Source organism: Metabacillus arenae (assembly GCF_014773385.1).
GTDB lineage: Bacteria > Bacillota > Bacilli > Bacillales > Bacillaceae > Metabacillus_D > Metabacillus_D arenae.
In genome coordinates, this window is record NZ_JACXAI010000015.1 from 75,177 (window position 1) to 92,421 (window position 17,245).

Consider the following 17,245-nt stretch of genomic DNA (forward strand, 5'->3'; position numbering starts at 1 on the left):
GAAAAAGCGATAGAGAAGAGAAGGGTTTATTGAAACTAGTACATAGCAAAAACATTCGAACAGACTATTAGAAACCAGAAGGAAAGGTGATTCTTCTGGTTTCTATTGACCGAAGGCTACTCCTAATGAAATGACTAGCAATGTGCCGCCAAGTACCGTTGCCATAAACCATCCAAGGTTCATTTCTCTTTTCATCAAAATCACTCCTTTTTCTATAAAAACAAGTTATCAAACTATTTCTGCAAACATTGTAGAAAACTGAAAGCAGAGAAGAAAACAGGTAAAAGTGCTTATATTGTAATTTCATTACTATGCCCATATCTTCACTATGATAAACAACTAAAAGAGAAAATGACGATCTTTATTGGAATTTGATGAAGCTAAACTTCTTTTTCATTCAATTCTTATTTAAAAAAAACAAAAGTTTATATATATACTTTACTAACTGCCAAATATACAAAAAAAGAAATAAAGTCTATTGGAAGCTATTTGCAATATGGTAGATTGTTTCTTCTTTAGTTTAAGCAAAGATTTATATGAACAATTCTTAACCTTAATATGGAAATATCAGATTATTCACTTTATTAAAAGGAAATCCTGTTAGAGGCAGGTTTTAAGGAGGAATATTATGAAACCTAAAGTATTTCTGGCAAAACAAGTTCCAAATGAGGTGATATCTTTTTTAACAGAACACACGGAGGTTGAAGTATGGAAAGGGGAAAGCCCGATTCCTAGACGCGAACTACTGAATAAGATACAGGAAGTAGAAGGCCTTTTATTATCAGGAATAAAGATTGACTCTCAGTTGTTAGAACGAGCTCCACATCTGAAAATCGTAAGTAACAGCTCTGTCGGTTATAACAATTTTGATATTGAAAAAATGGCTATGCACAATGTGATTGGGACACATACTCCATTTGTGCTCGATGATACAGTAGCCGATCTGGCATTTGGACTCATACTTTCAGCAGCCCGGAGAATACCTGAGCTTGATCGATTTGTGAAGGAAGGAAAATGGGAAGAGAAATTAGAAGATGATTTATTTGGACTTGATGTTCATCATAAAACAATCGGTATTATTGGCATGGGTCGTGTCGGAGAAGCAATTGCAAAGCGGGCCAAGCTTGGATTTAATATGAACGTGCTGTACCATAATCGAAATCGAAAGCTTGACGTTGAAACGAGCCTTGGTGCTGTCTATAAAAAGCTAAATGAATTACTGCAAGAAGCCGACTTTGTTGTGCTGATGGTTCCGCTGACTGAGGAAACAAAGCATCTAATCGCGGAAAGGGAGTTTTCCTTAATGAAGCAGTCCGCTTTTTTTATTAATACCTCAAGAGGAGAAACAATCGATGAACAAGCCCTAATTAAAGCATTGGAGAACAAAGAAATTCGTGGTGCCGGTCTTGATGTTTTCGAGCAGGAGCCAATTGATCAAAACCACCCATTTCTTAAGTTAGATAATGTCATAACCCTTCCTCATATTGGATCAGCCACAATGCAAACAAGGTCACAAATGGCAATGGTTGCTGCAGAAAATCTGGTTGCCGGAGTAACTGGAAAAATACCTAAACACGTTGTACCAGAGCTAAGAGGGTTAGTTAACCCATGATTAAACCTAGCCCTGCTTGAAAGCAGAGGGCTAGGTTTTTTAGTTGAAAGATTGTTTCATTATCTTCATTTAGATAGAGTTAATTAAGTTCCTTTGGTTAATGTAATTGTATATTTTCATCGAAACTTCGGTCAAAGCTTAAAACTCTGGCTTATTCATCATGGAAGCTAGTTAGAATAAGCAGAGATTGGGTAGAGTCAAGATTTTTTATAAAAATTGTAATTAATTGTAATAATAGGTAAGTAAGCATTATTTTCAAGAATAAAGGGTTAAAAAAAATGACAGAGGGAAATAGATAGTATCTTATGAACTAGGAAAGGGAGGAATCTTATGTCTAATAAAATTGCGGTTGTAACAGGCGGAGGTTCAGGTATTGGGAGGGCATCGGCAATAAAGCTTGCTGAGCAAGGGATGAAAGTTGCATTAGTGGACTTAAAAGAGGATCGGACTGAAAAGGTAAAAGGGGAAATTGAAAATAAGGGAGGAGAAGCAATCGTTTTAGATGTAGATATCAAAGATGAAGAGCGAATCCATGAATGCATTGAGGCAATTGGAGACAAATGGGGGCAAATTGATTGTCTGTTTTTAAATGCAGGTATTAATGGAACCTTCTCCTCGATTGAAGAACTTGACGTGAATGACTGGGATGAAGTCATGCAAACGAATTTAAGAAGCACTTTTATATTTTTAAAATACAGCATCCCATTTTTAAAGGAGAACGGCGGGAGTGTTATTATTACAAGCTCTATCAATGGAAACCGGACTTTTTCGAACATTGGAATGTCCGCTTATGCTACGTCAAAAGCAGGACAGGTTGCTTTTACGAAAATGGCGGCCTTAGAGCTTGCTCAATATAAAATAAGAGTAAATGCGATATGTCCGGGTGCAATTGATACGAATATTGAAGAAAATACAGAAAAAGATGAGGCAGTTGAAGAGGTTGAAATACCAGTCGAGTTTCCAGAAGGAAGCCAGCCTTTGGAACAAAAGTCAGGATCCCCTGAGCAAGTGGCAGATCTGGTTGCGTTTTTGGCATCGGACGCATCAAGTCATATTACCGGGACTGATATTTTTATTGATGGAGCTGAATCGCTGCTAAGAGGTTAAGTGGCCGCCTCTTCACAAACAAGTACTTTCCTTGAAATGAAGGTTGTTCATATAGGTGGGATTGAACAATTGGTTCTTATTCAGAAAGTTGACTATTCTGATCATGTCCTGCTTTTTGTCCTGCACGAATCTGTAAACAACAATCTGCCTGCTTTTTCAAACAAAGCAGAACGATCTATTTTTTTAAAAAATTGCCCCTAAAAGATAAAAAAAGAACGCTGTCCGAGTGATAGCGTTCTTTTTTCATGAGTGCAAATGGTCCAAAATATCCTGCAAGGTTTGTTTAGCGAGTTCTTTTTCCATGGCAGCTTGTACTTTTTGAAAACTGGTATTAATGGTTTGTTGAATTTTTTCACCAATTGGACATTCAGGATTAGGTTTTTCGTGAACGGCAAAAAGGTCGTCCTCAGTTTGTACAGCCTTATAAATATCTAAAAGTTTTATGTTTGAAGGGTCACGGGTTAGAGTTGATCCGATTACTCCAGCTTTGGAGGATAAAATACCTGCTTTTTTAAGCATGCCGTTTATTCGTCTAATGACAACAGGATTTGTATTTACACTGCTTGCAATGATTTCTGATTTGAGATGGCATTCTGCTTGCGATGCCACTAAAGTTAATATATGAATTGCGACTGAAAAGCGGGAATTAATCATGTTTTTTCACCATCCACTTTTATTGTAGTTGGAATTTGTTCAATTTTCAATCTTAGACGTTTTTATTTGACAAACAGATCTATATGTAACTATAATGGTTACGACATGTTGGTGTAACTGTTATAGTTACATTTGGAGCTCCTACTATTAATATTGTATAAGAGATTAATCCTCCACGGATAATATAGTATTGTGATAATTCATTAAAGGAAGGATATGAAACAATTATGGCAAAGCTACTTTATATCACGGCTCATCCGCATGATGATGCTGTTTCGTTTAGTATGGCAGCAGGAAAAGCATTTATTGATACTTACAAAGAGGTAAATCCAAGCGATGAGATTGTTCATCTTGACCTGTATAAAGAACATATTCCTCAAATGGATGTAGATGTGTTCAGCGGCTGGGGAAAGCTTAAATCAGGTACAAAATTTGAAGAATTGTCTGAACAAGAGAAAATAAAAGTCTCCCGTTTAGCAGAATTAAGTGAACAGTTCGTGGATGCAGATAAATATGTATTTGTTACTCCTTTATGGAACTTCTCATTCCCGCCTGTTATGAAAGCTTATTTAGATGCAGTATCAGTAGCAGGAAAAACATTCAAGTACACAGAACACGGTCCAGTCGGCTTGTTAACAGATAAAAAAGCATTACACATTCAAGCTCGCGGCGGTTTCTATTCTGAAGGCCCTGCGGCTGAAATGGAAATGGGACATCGTTATATCGGAATCATCATGCAGTTCTATGGAGTTCCTTCTTTTGAGGGCTTATTTATAGAAGGACATAATGCAATGCCAGAAAAGGCACAAGAAATTAAAGAGAATGGAATTGTCCGTGCAAAAGATTTGGCTCGCACATTTTAAATCTAAAAAAAGCCGGTTGTTTTGAAAAAACAATCGGCTTATTCTTAACCTTCAATCTCTACTACATAAGTAACTCCCTTATTATTGTAAAAGGAAAGGTGGATAAGGATATGACATTTCATCAGGCTCCACAAATTTTCGTTGGTGAAGTTCAGTTGATTGTTGAAAATCTGAAGCGGTCAATGATATTTTATCGGGATACTCTTGGTTTTCAGGTGCTAAGGCAAACTGAGAAAACAGCTGTATTATCTGCTGATGGGAAAAGACCTCTAATTACCATTGAACAGCCGGAGGGAGTATTACAAAAAGAGCCAAGAAAAACCGGACTATATCATGTTGCTCTGCTGCTGCCAAACCGCTCAGATTTAGGAAGAATGCTCGCTCATCTAATCAATATACAGTATCCACTCGGAGCTTCTGATCATCTAGTAAGCGAAGCACTATATTTGGATGATCCAGATGGAAACGGGCTTGAAATTTATGCTGACCGCCCCTCTAGAACATGGACTTGGCAAAATAACGAAATTAGCATGGTGACGAATCCTCTTGACGCTGAGAGTTTACTTGCTGAAGCAAACGGGGAAGAATGGAATAGGATGCCGAGCGGGACAATAATTGGGCATATTCATTTACATGTAGCAAATATCAAACAGGCAGAAACGTTTTATCTCGAAGGATTGGGTTTTGATTTGGCAGCAAGGTATGGGGATCAGGCAGCTTTTATTTCAACAGGAGGCTATCATCATCACATTGCTTTTAATACATGGAATGGAACAGGAATCCCTGCACCGAAAAAAAATAGTGTAGGTTTAAAATGGTATTCGCTCATACTTCCTAATAATGATGTGAAAAATAAAATCGTGGAACAATTAGATCGAATAGGTTCAATTGTAAACGAAGAAAATGAATTAAACTTCACACAGGATCCTTCGGGAACAAATATTGTTTTACAAGTTTTAAAAAATTAACTTAGACTGTTTTGTAAGTTAATTAAAAACTAAAGTGAGTTGTTCAGCTCCAGGCGCTAAACCCCTCTGTGTTCAAAAGTCATTCCCTTTCCGGAGAGGTCTCCCGAGTGGCAGCGTAGGTTTGACACGCTCTATTTTTGAGGGTACTCTCTTGTTATAATTTAATAGGTACCATAAAAAATAGAAATGACACATAGAAAGCTGCCATTTCTATTTCCTCTTTTGCATCTTAGTAGAGCTCAATCGAACCGCTTGAAACATTAAGATCGATAGAGTGTTTTCCTGATCCATGGGTTCCTTCGATTTTCTCATCATTTTCTTTCACACTGTTAAGGGGAAAATCGTAAGTGATCTCTCCGCTGCTCGCGTTACCCTTGAGTGTGAAATCAGATTCAGTCGGTAAATCAAGTTCAACATCTCCTGAGCTGACATCAAATTCAATCGAATCCGTCAGCTGATTCATTTGAATAAGAAGTTCGCCTGAGGATACTTCTCCATTTATTTTTCCGCTAAAATTCTTAATAGCAGCACTGCCTGAACTAATATTAAATTCACTTGTCACAGTTTTTAACGTTTCAATGGCTAAATCTCCAGAGGAACCATCATGGTCAAAATGTTTTGCAGTCAAATTGTTTAAATTCACTTCGCCAGAGCCTATATTTAAAGAGAATTCGTTTAATTCAAATGGTTGACTATCATTATGATCAAATGTCAGGCTTCCGGAACCGACATTTACAGACATGTCTCGATTATAATCTTCAGGTAAATAAATGGTTACCTGATTCTCGCCAGCCAAAAACCATTCAAACCAATTGCTCTTATATTCTACATTCACAGTATTTCCGCTATGCCAAACGTTCAAGTCCCCTTTTCCTTTAAGCTCTGCTCTTACTTTGTTGTCTTTTACTGGGATTACCTTCGTTTCTGCATCAGAAATCTTCAAATTCAATTCATCTGTGCTGTCCGTAACGGCAGCCTCTGTTTCTTTGTTTCCAAACGGAAAAATCGAGTAAACATTCACAAATAAAGCGATAAAAATTCCCGTTAAAATGACAATAGATATGATGAGTTTATTGTTCACGTCTGTCCCTTCCTTCTGTTTTATTATAATTTGATTTTAATATAGGTGGTAAATTTCGACAATGTACTGTTGCACTAGTAACCACTAAGTCTTGAGGCGTATTTTGATATGGGTTAATGGAAGGTAAGGATTAATAAAGAATTGTTGAAGAGTATAATTCGCTTTATAAGATAAGGAAATGAATGGAATCACCATTTATCGAAGCACTAAAATGAAAAAACTGTTCCATAAATAGAAGTTGTTTATAATTGGTTACATACCAAATTGATATTTTAAAAAGAAGGAAAAGGAGAGAATATTTTAAATGGGAAGGGAACTGCATTTTGGTGAAAAAGAAGTAACGTTAAAGCTGACTGGATTAACAAGTTTTTTTGCCCTGAAATCTAAGGTGACCATGCCCTACACGATAATAAAAAAGGCATTTGTTGATTACTTTGATGCTCCAGCATGGATGCTGCGAATGCCTGGAACTTCTACCGTTTTTAAACATTTATGAGGGAAGCTTCAAGTATGCGGATGAATGGTATTTTCTTTCTTACGGCAGTCGTGAACCTCTGCTCATTATCGAACTGCAAGGACATGAAAAATATCGGTATGTTATTATTCAACAACCTAATCCACGCGAAGGCATGCTGAAAATTCGCGACAGATTAAGGAAGTTGGAGGAAGATTAAGCTTTACTTTGGGATGTCGAAATGGAATAAGAAATGAGCAAATGAAAAATAAAGCGGTGATGGATCGCAAAATAAGGATTGAGAGTACAAAAGATCTATTTATTTGAAAAGCATTGAGTAATATGACGATTCGAAATCCTCTAACAGCCTGACGTAATGAAAATCATTAGATGCCCCCGCTAAAAAAGCTACTGCTGATAATAGATTTTTAGAACAGATAACCAAGCTCATTATTAAATGTCATTCTCTATGTCCAAATTTTCAATAAAATCAACAAATGATTTAACGATGTTTAATTTTAAGGAATCCTCATGGTAAAGCATCCATGTCTTACGAATGATCGGTTGACCACCTTTCGTTTTGAGCACAATTTTATACACATCATCAACATCGTTTAAAATCATACTTGGTAAAATAGCATAACCCAAACCGTTAACGACCATCTTTTTGCATGTATCTGCTTTATCGACTTCTATGCTGACTAGTGGTGGTTGGATGAAATTTTCGGACCACCATTTATCCACGGAAGTCTTTAGGAGAGCGTCGGTATGATAGTCAATTCTTGGCAAGCTGGGGAGATCATGAATATCTATTTTTTCTTTAGAAGCAATGCATATGGTCTCTTCAAATAACAAACGTTTTTGATCTTTCCAGCTGTAATCTCCTTTAACAAAACCAATATGGACATCTTGATTATAAATTAAATGAGCAATATGACTGCTATAGCCTGTCGTCACCTTGAATTCAATATTGGGATACTGTTCTTTGAATAGCTTTAATAGATTGGGAAGCTTGTAATCCGTAAAAAAATTATAAACGCCTAACCTTAATGTTCCTGCTGCGTTTTGCTCCATATTTAGGACATTCTCCTTGATTTTTTGAATGGTTAACAACATCTCATTTGCACATCTTGCTAAATATTCTCCTTGCGGGGTGAATTGGACTCCTCGTCTTCCTCTGTTTACAATTTGAACGCCAAATTCTTTTTCTAATTGCTGCAAACGATTTGTCAAAGCAGGCTGAGAAATATATAAATGTTGAGCTGCTTTTGTAATGTTTTTTTCCTTGTAAAGGGTTTGTAAGACCATCCAATCCCGCATATCCAAACGAATAACCTCCGTTTTACCATCAATTATTTTTATATATAAATATTAATTTTCGATATTTTATTTATTTCTAAAAGTATACTATATTTGTTGTAACAATCAAAAATAGTAAATTAGTTACATTTTATAAGTGATTTTATCCAAGTTCAAAAACCGAAAGAAGGATTCAGAATGGAAGAAAATAAAGCTTTTTTACAATTTGTTCGTTTTGTAGCAATAAGCGGGGTAGGGGGATTACTTCTTTCTCTAACAGGCCTCTCAATTGGCTGGATGATTGGAACACTCCTCATGGCAACCTTTCTTTCTATTCTGCGTTCAAAATTCTGGAAAGTACCTCATAATCAAAAGGGGATCCCGAAATATTGGTTATATATTGGACAGTGTATTTTAGGTATTGAATTAGGCCAGAAAATAAATAGCTCTGTTCTATTCATTTTTCAAGAAAATTGGGCAACGATTCTCATTATGCTTCTTCTGTCTATCTTTTTTTCTTTACTTTCTGGTTTCGTTTTATGGAAATACAGCAAATTGGATATGCTCACTAGTTTTTTTGCAACTGCCCCTGGCGGCATGTCCTCTCTCCCAAGTATTGCAGAAGATGTTGGTGCTAACACTGGTATTGTCAGCATAATTCAAACGATGCGTGTATTTTTAGTCATACTTGCTATCCCCTTAATCATATCTTTGTGGATCGGCAATTCTGTTGATTTTGAAAATAGCCATACTGCTTCAACAGAAAGCACAAATTTTGAAATAGAGCAGCTTTTATGGACCGTTGCATTAGTACTGACAGCATGGGTTGGATATTATTTTGGAAAATATTTAAAGTTTCCTGCCCCATGGCTAATCGGCAGTATGGTGAGTGTTGCCATTGTTAAGTCGTTTAGTTCTGTATTTATCGGATTCGATCTCGTTGCCTGGTGGCCGCAAGGTTTTATCGTTGTTTCTCAAATTTTTATAGGTGCAAGCATTGGCTCTCGTTTCCATAAAAATATGTTTAGAGGATTAAAGCGAACCTTGTTCATCTCGTTTTTGAGTACAATTGGCTTGATCCTCTCCATGTTTTTATGCGCTTTTATTGTTTCGACTGTAACGGGTATACCTTTTCACACTTCCGCTTTAGCATTTGCTCCAGGCGGCATCGCAGAAATGACTACTACTGCAGTCGTTTTAGAAGCTGACTCTACATTTGTCGTGGCGGTACAGGTGCTCCGGGTGGTCGCCGTTTGCCTCATACTCCCCCCAATCTTTAGATTCTTAAGACATTGGGAGTTAAAAAAGAAAACACACTCTCGCATATCAGCTTAGGTATACAGTTTTTAATTTTCTGTTGATTTTTTTCTACTCATATTGGGCAGTAAATCCTATTGGGCTTAGATTTAGTTGAAATAAGAAGTTAGCGTGCCTGTAAAGGTTCGAAAATAGGAACATAGACTAAGAACGTCGCATCATGTGGCAGCGTTTGTGGAGCCACAACCTGTTGGTCTCAAAGATCTTTAAGCAATCCTTATAGGAACTAACCATAAGGAGGGATACAGAAAACCTCCTACTGATCGAAGTTTTACTTTATAATTATGAAAACAGCTTACTATTAGTTGCTTAGATCAAATTGAGGGGGATAGTAGTGAGTCCTTTTTATAACGATAAAGAAAAAAAAGATCTATTTTATGTGAAAACCAATGGACGAAAAGAAAGGGAAATAGAAATAATTGCAATTAAAATAAAAGAAATTATTCAGCAATCATTACTTGAGAATAAAGATATTGTCTTTTTATGTATTGGCTCAGACCGATACGTTGGAGATTCATTAGGTCCATTGGTTGGAACGATGCTCAAAGAAAGCCAACTACCTTACCGCGTTTACGGAACATTAGAAGAACCCGTTCATGCGTTTAATTTAAAAGGAATATTGAAAGAAATCAATAAACAATTTAAAAAACCTCTTATATTTAGTATAGATGCTTGTCTAGGTGATAAAAATCAAGTGGGTTATGTTATTTTTAAAGAGGGCCCCCTTGCTCCAGGAAAAGCCCTTCAGAAGATATTGCCGGAGGTAGGAGATTATCATTTCAAGGGAATTGTTAATTATATCGATCCGCTGCCATCATCACAGTTTTTAAATGATACCCGATTATATACCGTAATGAACCTGGCAAAGGTTATTTTTAAAGTGATAAGTAAAATAGAAGAAAATAATGAAACAATTTGATAGAGAAGCTATATGTTACGAACGATTATATCTTAAAATTAGGTTATTTTCTTGTAAAAATAGCCGGGCCCATCCAAAACTCCAGATTATCTTCTGAGTTTGGAAGGCCCCGCTTATTATTGCTGGAATAAAAATGAAGATTGGGAGTTAATCATTGATTCATCTCACTCAAAGCGGGCAGTAAAACCACCTTCTCAATCTTCAGAAACAAAAAAAAGATAAACTTGTCCGCAGGTGTCCTGAAATAAGGAACACAGACTATCCGCAGGCGTCCGTGGCAAAGTCTATGTGACCCACATTTCTTTGGCCACATCTAACCCATCAGTGGGGATGAAGATAATCCCACTGATGGAAGGTTCACTATATAGCACTCGTTAAGAAAGCAACGAGTGTAAGGACCAGCGAACATAAAAGAGCCCATTTAAATGCAAAACGCTGAAGTTCACCAATGTCCGTTTTGACCATTCCTACTAGTAATAGCGTGGATGCAACAAGTGGACTTAGAAAATGCACCGGCTGCCCTAGCACTGAAGCCCTTGCAATTTCTAAAGGACTTACTCCATAAGCAGCTCCTGCTTCAGCTAAAATTGGCAATACGCCAAAGTAATAAGCGTCATTTGACAAAACAAAAGTAAACGGCATACTTGTTAGGGCAACGACTATCGGGAAGAAGGAACCTACAGATTCAGGAATGATGGACACCAATGAATTTGAGATTGCGTCTACCATTTTTGTTCCGGAAAAAATTCCAGAGAAAATACCGGCAGCAAATACTAATACAACAACTGTTAAGGCATTACCAGCATGAGATCCGATCCGATCTTTTTGTTGTTCTAAATTAGGATAATTAATCATGGCAGCGATCACAAATCCGATTAGAAATAAAATTGGAACAGGCAGTATACCCATTACTAAAATGACCATAATGGTGAGTGTTAATAGTAGGTTTATCCATCTTAATTTAGGACGTTTAATATTGTCTTGCAGAGAATAAGTTGCAGCCGCTTCACTTAGCTCTAATGAATCCTTGGGAATTTCCTCGATATGGATAATACCAATTCTTGCGCGCTCCTTCCTTCCAAGAACATAGGATATAAAAAGAATACATGCCATACCTGCGAACATTGTAGGCAGTAACGGAAGAAAGAATTCATTTGCATCGACGCCTAAAGATGCGATGGCTCTTGTAGCTGGACCTCCCCAAGGAGTCATACCACTCATAATACTAACGGAAAGCATGGAAATTGTTGCAAGAACGAGAGGGTTCATACCTAACCGTAAATAAAGTGTCAACATTGCGGAAATTGTAATCATATGAGTAGTTGTTCCATCACCATCTAATGCGACTGTCATTGCGATAACTGCAGTACCTATAGCTATTTTAACTGGGTCTCCTTTGACGATTTTCAACATCTTATTGATTAGTGGATCAAATAATCCGGCATCGATTAGAATTCCGAAAAATAGAATAGCAAATAATAGTAAAGCTGCTGAAGGAGCAACTTCTTTTAATCCATCCAGCATCATATCCCCGAGATTTAAGCCAAACCCGCCAATAAGTGCAAAGACAATTGGCACTATTACAAGAGCAGCAGCAGGTGACAACCGTTTTGCCATGATTAAATAAGTAAAAACTACTACCATTGAAATTCCTAAAAAAGTAAGAATAGTAATCTCCTCCTATTAAGAAATCGCTTACAAACAATGTAATTAAAAATAGTATTTCGGAATGAAGCTTCATAGTGCACATAGAACTTTAAGTATATTCGGAATATTCCTTTTTTTAGCGTATTACACTTGAATAAATAAGTAAAATATAAATTTTTTGCACTTTTTTTAATAAAAAACTTATAATTATTAAGGGGAAAAATGAGCATAAAAAGAACGAGAAAAATTTCGGATTGCTTTTCTCGTTCTTTTTAGCGTTTTATTTAATTAAATGTTAGGATTTTTGTTTAAAAAATCTATGAAATTTTTAACAGTGGATAGTTTTAAAGATTCTTGATTATACATTAACCATGTATTTCTTAATACAGGTTCTTCATTTTTATAAGATAAACCATAAGTATAGAGGTTATCAGAACGTTGAAGACAAATTTCAGGCAGTATGGCAATACCTAAATCATTTTTGACCATCTCTTTGCACGTTTCTTGTCTATCTGTCTCCATCGTAACGAATGGCGGCTCAGAAAACCTGTCTTGCCACCATCCATTAATTAAATTTTTCAGGGAGCTGTCTGTTTTGTAGTTAATGAATGGTAATTCGGGCAATTTTTCTATATTTATTTCTTTTTTAGAAATTAAACAAAGTCTTTCTTTATGTAACAAGGTTTTTATTCCATACCAATCGTAATTTCCGCGTAAAATTCCCAATTGCACGGTAGAGGAATCAAGCAGGTTCATAATGTCAGCACTCCAGCCTGTATTCACATTAAATTGCACATTGGGGTATTTAATCGAAAACTTTTTTAATAGTTTAGGCAGCTTATATTGAGCGAAGTTACTTGATACTCCGAGCCTCAATGTTCCTCTGACTTCACTTTGCATATTTAACACAAAGTCTTTTGTTTTCTGCAATTTTTTTATCATTTCTTCTGAGTATTGTGCTAAGTGCATACCCTCAGAAGTAAACTCAATGCCTCCTTTTATTTTAAAAAACAAACTAGTCCCAAACTCTTTCTCTAAATTTTTAAGTCTGTAGGTTAACGCTGGTTGAGAAATATATAAACGTTCTGATGCGCGACTAATATTTTTCTCTTCATATAAAATTCGTATAGCATTCCAGTCTTTTTCATCCATATTGTCCAGCTCCAATCATTTTAATTATAAGTTTTTTTTTGTTTTTCTTTAATAAAATATCTATTTTACTTATGATTTTACTTATCTTACTATATTTTTAGAAGAACTGAAACTTTTTTAAAATGAAAAAAAGGTGGTTATTGAGATGAGAGTGCCTGTAGTTGTTATGCGTGGCGGGACAAGTAAAGGTGTATTTCTTAATTTTGAGAACATGCCAGCCGATCGATTGCTGTGGGATGACTTTTTATTGGATATTATGGGAAGTCCAGATCGCAGACAAATTGATGGGCTTGGCGGTGCAAATTCATTAACGAGTAAAGCGGCTATTATCAAAAAGTCAGATTTAGAAAAGATCGATGTGGAATACACATTTGCACAAATAAGTATTGAAAATCAACTGGTTGATTATAAAGGCAATTGCGGAAACATTTCCTCTGCGGTAGGGCCATATGCTATTGGGCAAGGATTAGTACGCGCGATAGAGCCTATTACAACAGTTAGAATATATAACACAAATACTAAGAAGGTTATTATTGCTGAAGTGGAAGTTGAAAATGGGAAAGTCAAAACGGATGGAAAATGTTCAATTCCAGGTGTTCCGGGTACAGGCTCTCCTATTTACCTTTCTTTCACTAATGCTGAAGGAGCAGTATCCGGAAAAGTTTTTCCGACTGGAAACTCTATCGATGCGATTCAAACATCTAGTGGTCATATAAATGTCTCTATTATTGATGTGGCCAATCCATTAGTCTTTGTACATGCTCCAGATGTCGGTCTTATTGGATCTGAATTGCCTCATGAATTTACTCAAGAAAAATTGACCGAACTAGAGGAAATAAGGTCAATTGCGGCTGAAATGTGTAAATTTGCTCCTAAAGAAGACGCAACTAAAAAATCTCCCGCTGTCCCAAAAATGACAATCATCTCTCCTCCTATGGATTATATGGATGTAATGGGTGTGGAAAGAAAAGCTTCGGATATGGACTGTACGGTAAGAATGATGTCCATGCAAAAACCTCATCAAGCTCTTGCAATAACAGGTGCCATTTGTACAACTGCAGGCGCCTTTTTAAACAATACGATCTTGTCAGAAATTATTACTGTTAATCAAGAAGTAGTTCGGTTAGCACATCCTGCCGGCATTATGCAAACCAAGGTAGATTTAATTGCCGGGCATATTAATGCAATAAAGGTAGCCCGCACAGCAAGGACAATATTGGAGGGATATGTATATACTAAGAAAAATTACAAATCTTCCTCCATGTTAGCGTAAATTTATACTTCTAAAAGGAGACATAGGGAGCTCTTCGCTTTCTACCATCTTAGAGGTGGTTAAGTAACTTATTCGTAATTTATAACCCTTGAGACATACTTTTAACATACAGTTAAAAGGAACAAAGTAGATAGGCGGGGGATAACTTGCCCGCTGTTCTCCGGAAAAAAGAAGAACACAGACTAAGAGCACCACCTACTGTTACCACTTATGTAAAATAACTTTAGGGAGCTAGATTCAGTTGAAGTTTTAATTAAAGTATCTCAAAAATATTATTGGTTTCCAGCTCCGGTGCTAAGTCCGAAACCCGGGTCACAAGCAAAACTTCAAATAGAAAAAAGCACGGGATCACCTCGTGCTTTTAGCTCCTAAGGAGTTGTTTCTTGAAAAGAGATGTTTCTAACTTCTTCTGTGTCCTCATTAAATTCAATCGTGACAAATACCCCGAACTCTTTGCTGTTTTGCCTGACGATTAATTTGAATTTTTCCTTTGAGATTCGGTTATTTTCTTCCTTTCCAATGTGAAGGTAGTCAATGACTTGAGCATTTGGATATTTATCTTTTGTTTTATTAACGGCAAGTTTTCCCCATTTCGCATATTCAGGCACTGGTGCGGTTATTTCTGCATTAACTTGAAGTGTCATTTGAAAAAAAGTAGTTAAAGCCATAATTGAGATGAGCAAGCCATTAACAAATCGTTTCATGATATCACTTCCTTCTTTTTGAATAGTGTTTGCATGAAAGGCAAGACTATTCAAATTTAATGGGATGTGATAGAAAAATCGGCAATGCCCCAAGGATAGGTATAGTATAGAAACAAACCTTAATAAAGATTAGGTATTCTCAAAGCTTTAGATATAGAATAAAACTTGTGAGGATCATCTTTAGGTAATAAAATTATTAAAAAAATTCCGTTTTGAGTGGTGAAAAATTTGAAAGTTGACCAAACCGATAAAAAAATTCTTGAATTGCTTTCAATCAATGGCAGAATGTCTTATGTGGATATTGGAAAAGAGCTTGGTCTTTCACGAGTTGCGGTTAGAGAACGTGTTAACCAAATGATGGAAAAGGGCATTATCGAAAAGTTTAGTGTCGTGATAAATTCAGAGGCTGTAGGTAAAACGGTGTCTGCCTTCTTTGAAGTCGATTGTGAGCGCGACAATAAAACAGGTGTATTGTGCGGCGGAAGTGAAACGAGAACAGACGGAACAGTTGCAGCCTGGTGAAACAACATGAAAAGGACTTGATCAAATGAAGTATTGGCAGCTTTTTTTAGCTTTTTTCAAGGTGGGTATGCTTGGATATGGAGGAGGGCCCTCCTCGATTCCGCTCGTTCATAAAGAAGTAGTAGGAAGGTATAAGTGGATTAAAGATGATGAATTTGGAGACATATTAGCACTGGGAAATACTCTCCCAGGCCCGATTGCTACCAAAATGGCTGGGTATATCGGACACAGAGTCGCTGGGGTTGCAGGGATGAGTACAGCTGTTCTTGCGACAATCCTGCCAACGATTCTACTCATGATTATTTTGCTTACTTCCCTTACTTCCTTTAAAGATCTACCTTGGGTAGCAGGAATGACAAAAGCGGTTGTTCCAGTTGTCGGAGTCATGCTGGCGGTATTAACTTGGGACTTTTTTAAGAAATCGAAAGAAAAGATGGGGTGGCTCACTACATCTATTTTAGTAATTGTCAGTATTTTATTGATGCAGCTCCTAAATGTTCATCCTGGAATAGTAATAGGCGCTATCCTTTTATATTCGCTAATGAAAAAAGAAAAGCAGAAAAAGGGGGAAACCTCATGATCTATTGGGATATCTTTTTGGCTTTCTTTATTCCAGGCATCCTTGGGTATGGAGGAGGGCCGGCATCCATTCCATTGGTGGAAAATGAGGTGGTTGACCGTTACGGCTGGATGACGACAGCAGAATTTAGTGAGGTGCTGGCGATTGGAAATGCGCTTCCTGGTCCAATTGCTACCAAAATGGCTGGGTATATCGGCTATATGGAAGGCGGGCTTCTTGGTGCTTTCATTGGTGTTTTTGCAACCGTTGCGCCTTCATTGATGTTGATGATTGGCCTTTTGGGGATCTTATACAAATTTAAAGATTCACCAAAAGTGCAGGCTCTGACTAATTTGGTTCGTCCGACTATTGCCGTGTTACTCGGAGTCATGACATTCGAATTTTTCCGAAGCTCTTACTTTGAGGCAGGCTGGTTTCACAGCTTGATTCTAATTGCAGCAAGCTGCTTGTTTTTAGAAAAGTGGAAGGTGCAGCCAGCTTATGTCATTGTAGGGGCGCTTTGTTACGGAGCGGTTTTTCTTAGGTAAATCAGACCGGTATTAAAATTAAATGCTTCAAGAGCTGGTTATTCTTAAAGGATTTATTTTAATAAAGAAGAAGGATATTGACGGTACAATATGGAAATATGTCCCTGTAAAAAGTTTTCAATGTAGCGCTAATAAATGGTAAAGGAGAACTTATATGGGACGTGTCGTATCATTTGAAATGAGCAGTCAGGATCCTAAAAAGGCTGCTGCCTTTTATTCTGAAGTGTTTGGTTGGAAGGTTAGTGAGCCTCAATGGGATTATTGGGGAGTTAACACCGGTTCAAAAGAAAAACCAGGAGTAGACGGCGGTGTCGCCCTCGGACCAAGTGATTATCCTCATGGTACTCGAATTCAGATTGAAGTGGATTCTATAGATAACGCTCTGTTAAAAGCTAAGGGAAATGGTGCACAAGTAGCTCGTGAGAAAATGGAATTTGCTGATTTTTATCTAGCCTATTTAGTGGATCCAGTGGGGATTGGTTTTGGTTTAATAGAAAGAAAGTCATGACCGGGGCGCTTACCCAAGCAAAAGTACTTCCTGAATCGTTTGAGATCACGAATGTATC

Annotated in this window: 17 protein-coding genes and 2 pseudogenes; 13 read left to right on the plus strand and 6 right to left on the minus strand. The window is 37.0% G+C overall.

Annotated elements, in window-relative coordinates:
• Positions 1–628 precede the first annotated feature (628 nt).
• The 3 genes from IC621_RS12645 to IC621_RS12655 all read left to right on the plus strand — a co-directional run bounded on the left by IC621_RS12645 (position 629) and on the right by IC621_RS12655 (position 2,920).
• Positions 629–1,612, plus strand: coding sequence for a 2-hydroxyacid dehydrogenase (locus IC621_RS12645; RefSeq protein WP_191158675.1), 984 nt, complete (start codon positions 629–631; stop codon positions 1,610–1,612).
• Positions 1,613–1,942: 330 nt separating this feature from the next.
• The gene (locus IC621_RS12650) at positions 1,943–2,719 is read left to right on the plus strand and encodes an SDR family oxidoreductase (protein ID WP_191158676.1); all 777 of its coding nucleotides are present in this window, start codon (positions 1,943–1,945) and stop codon (positions 2,717–2,719) included.
• A complete protein-coding gene (locus IC621_RS12655; protein ID WP_191158677.1) occupies positions 2,720–2,920 on the plus strand; it encodes a hypothetical protein in 201 nt (66 codons plus the stop codon). It abuts the gene before it with no gap.
• Positions 2,921–2,962: 42 nt separating this feature from the next.
• On the opposite strand, the gene IC621_RS12660 is transcribed toward IC621_RS12655, so the two are convergent.
• A complete protein-coding gene (locus IC621_RS12660; protein WP_191158678.1) occupies positions 2,963–3,373 on the minus strand; it encodes an Rrf2 family transcriptional regulator in 411 nt (136 codons plus the stop codon).
• Positions 3,374–3,600: 227 nt separating this feature from the next.
• Between IC621_RS12660 and IC621_RS12665 the strand changes: the two genes are divergently transcribed.
• Together IC621_RS12665 and IC621_RS12670 are read left to right on the plus strand one after the other, a co-directional pair.
• Positions 3,601–4,236: an FMN-dependent NADH-azoreductase gene (locus IC621_RS12665; RefSeq protein WP_191158679.1), complete on the plus strand. Its 636-nt coding sequence runs from the start codon at positions 3,601–3,603 to the stop codon at positions 4,234–4,236.
• Positions 4,237–4,346: 110 nt separating this feature from the next.
• Positions 4,347–5,204 (plus strand): VOC family protein, encoded by an 858-nt coding sequence (locus IC621_RS12670; protein WP_191158680.1) that lies wholly within the window; start codon positions 4,347–4,349, stop codon positions 5,202–5,204.
• A 229-nt stretch (positions 5,205–5,433) separates the two neighbouring features.
• Here IC621_RS12670 and liaG read toward each other — a convergent pair whose 3' ends face one another.
• The gene (liaG, locus tag IC621_RS12675; RefSeq protein WP_191158681.1) at positions 5,434–6,285 is read right to left on the minus strand and encodes a LiaG family protein; all 852 of its coding nucleotides are present in this window, start codon (positions 6,283–6,285) and stop codon (positions 5,434–5,436) included.
• 304 nt (positions 6,286–6,589) lie between these two features.
• Between liaG and IC621_RS12680 the strand changes: the two are divergent.
• Positions 6,590–6,959, plus strand: a pseudogene (locus IC621_RS12680) (hypothetical protein).
• Between the two features lie 233 nt (positions 6,960–7,192).
• Here IC621_RS12680 and IC621_RS12685 read toward each other — a convergent pair.
• Positions 7,193–8,065: a LysR family transcriptional regulator gene (locus tag IC621_RS12685; protein WP_191158682.1), complete on the minus strand. Its 873-nt coding sequence runs from the start codon at positions 8,063–8,065 to the stop codon at positions 7,193–7,195.
• 171 nt (positions 8,066–8,236) lie between these two features.
• Between IC621_RS12685 and IC621_RS12690 the strand changes: the two genes are divergently transcribed.
• Positions 8,237–9,373, plus strand: a complete 1,137-nt coding sequence (locus IC621_RS12690) for an AbrB family transcriptional regulator (protein WP_191158683.1) — start codon at positions 8,237–8,239, stop codon at positions 9,371–9,373.
• A gap of 316 nt (positions 9,374–9,689) precedes the next feature.
• Positions 9,690–10,274, plus strand: a complete 585-nt coding sequence (gene yyaC, locus IC621_RS12695; RefSeq protein WP_318153038.1) for a spore protease YyaC — start codon at positions 9,690–9,692, stop codon at positions 10,272–10,274.
• A gap of 360 nt (positions 10,275–10,634) precedes the next feature.
• Here yyaC and IC621_RS12700 read toward each other — a convergent pair whose 3' ends face one another.
• Positions 10,635–11,942, minus strand: a complete 1,308-nt coding sequence (locus IC621_RS12700) for a CitMHS family transporter (protein ID WP_191158736.1) — start codon at positions 11,940–11,942, stop codon at positions 10,635–10,637.
• Between the two features lie 267 nt (positions 11,943–12,209).
• Positions 12,210–13,073: a LysR family transcriptional regulator gene (locus IC621_RS12705; RefSeq protein WP_191158684.1), complete on the minus strand. Its 864-nt coding sequence runs from the start codon at positions 13,071–13,073 to the stop codon at positions 12,210–12,212.
• Positions 13,074–13,218: 145 nt separating this feature from the next.
• Here IC621_RS12705 and IC621_RS12710 point away from each other — a divergent pair, with 145 nt between their 5' ends.
• Positions 13,219–14,346 carry a 2-methylaconitate cis-trans isomerase PrpF family protein gene (locus IC621_RS12710; protein ID WP_191158685.1) on the plus strand — a complete coding sequence of 376 codons (1,128 nt, stop codon included), beginning with the start codon at positions 13,219–13,221 and terminating at the stop codon, positions 14,344–14,346.
• A gap of 368 nt (positions 14,347–14,714) precedes the next feature.
• On the opposite strand, the gene IC621_RS12715 is transcribed toward IC621_RS12710, so the two are convergent.
• Positions 14,715–15,050 carry a DUF3889 domain-containing protein gene (locus IC621_RS12715; RefSeq protein ID WP_191158686.1) on the minus strand — a complete coding sequence of 112 codons (336 nt, stop codon included), beginning with the start codon at positions 15,048–15,050 and terminating at the stop codon, positions 14,715–14,717.
• Between the two features lie 228 nt (positions 15,051–15,278).
• Between IC621_RS12715 and IC621_RS12720 the strand changes: the two are divergent.
• From IC621_RS12720 to IC621_RS12735, 4 genes and pseudogenes are all read left to right on the plus strand, one after another.
• Positions 15,279–15,500: pseudogene (locus IC621_RS12720) on the plus strand (Lrp/AsnC family transcriptional regulator); the annotation flags it as partial.
• A 97-nt stretch (positions 15,501–15,597) separates the two neighbouring features.
• Positions 15,598–16,152 (plus strand): chromate transporter, encoded by a 555-nt coding sequence (locus IC621_RS12725; RefSeq protein WP_191158688.1) that lies wholly within the window; start codon positions 15,598–15,600, stop codon positions 16,150–16,152.
• A complete protein-coding gene (locus IC621_RS12730) occupies positions 16,149–16,679 on the plus strand; it encodes a chromate transporter (RefSeq protein ID WP_191158689.1) in 531 nt (176 codons plus the stop codon). The genes IC621_RS12725 and IC621_RS12730 overlap by 4 nt, the downstream gene beginning before the upstream one ends.
• Positions 16,680–16,833: 154 nt before the next feature.
• On the plus strand, positions 16,834–17,187 hold the full coding sequence (locus IC621_RS12735; RefSeq protein ID WP_191158690.1) for a VOC family protein: 354 nt from the start codon (positions 16,834–16,836) through the stop codon (positions 17,185–17,187).
• Positions 17,188–17,245 lie beyond the last annotated feature (58 nt).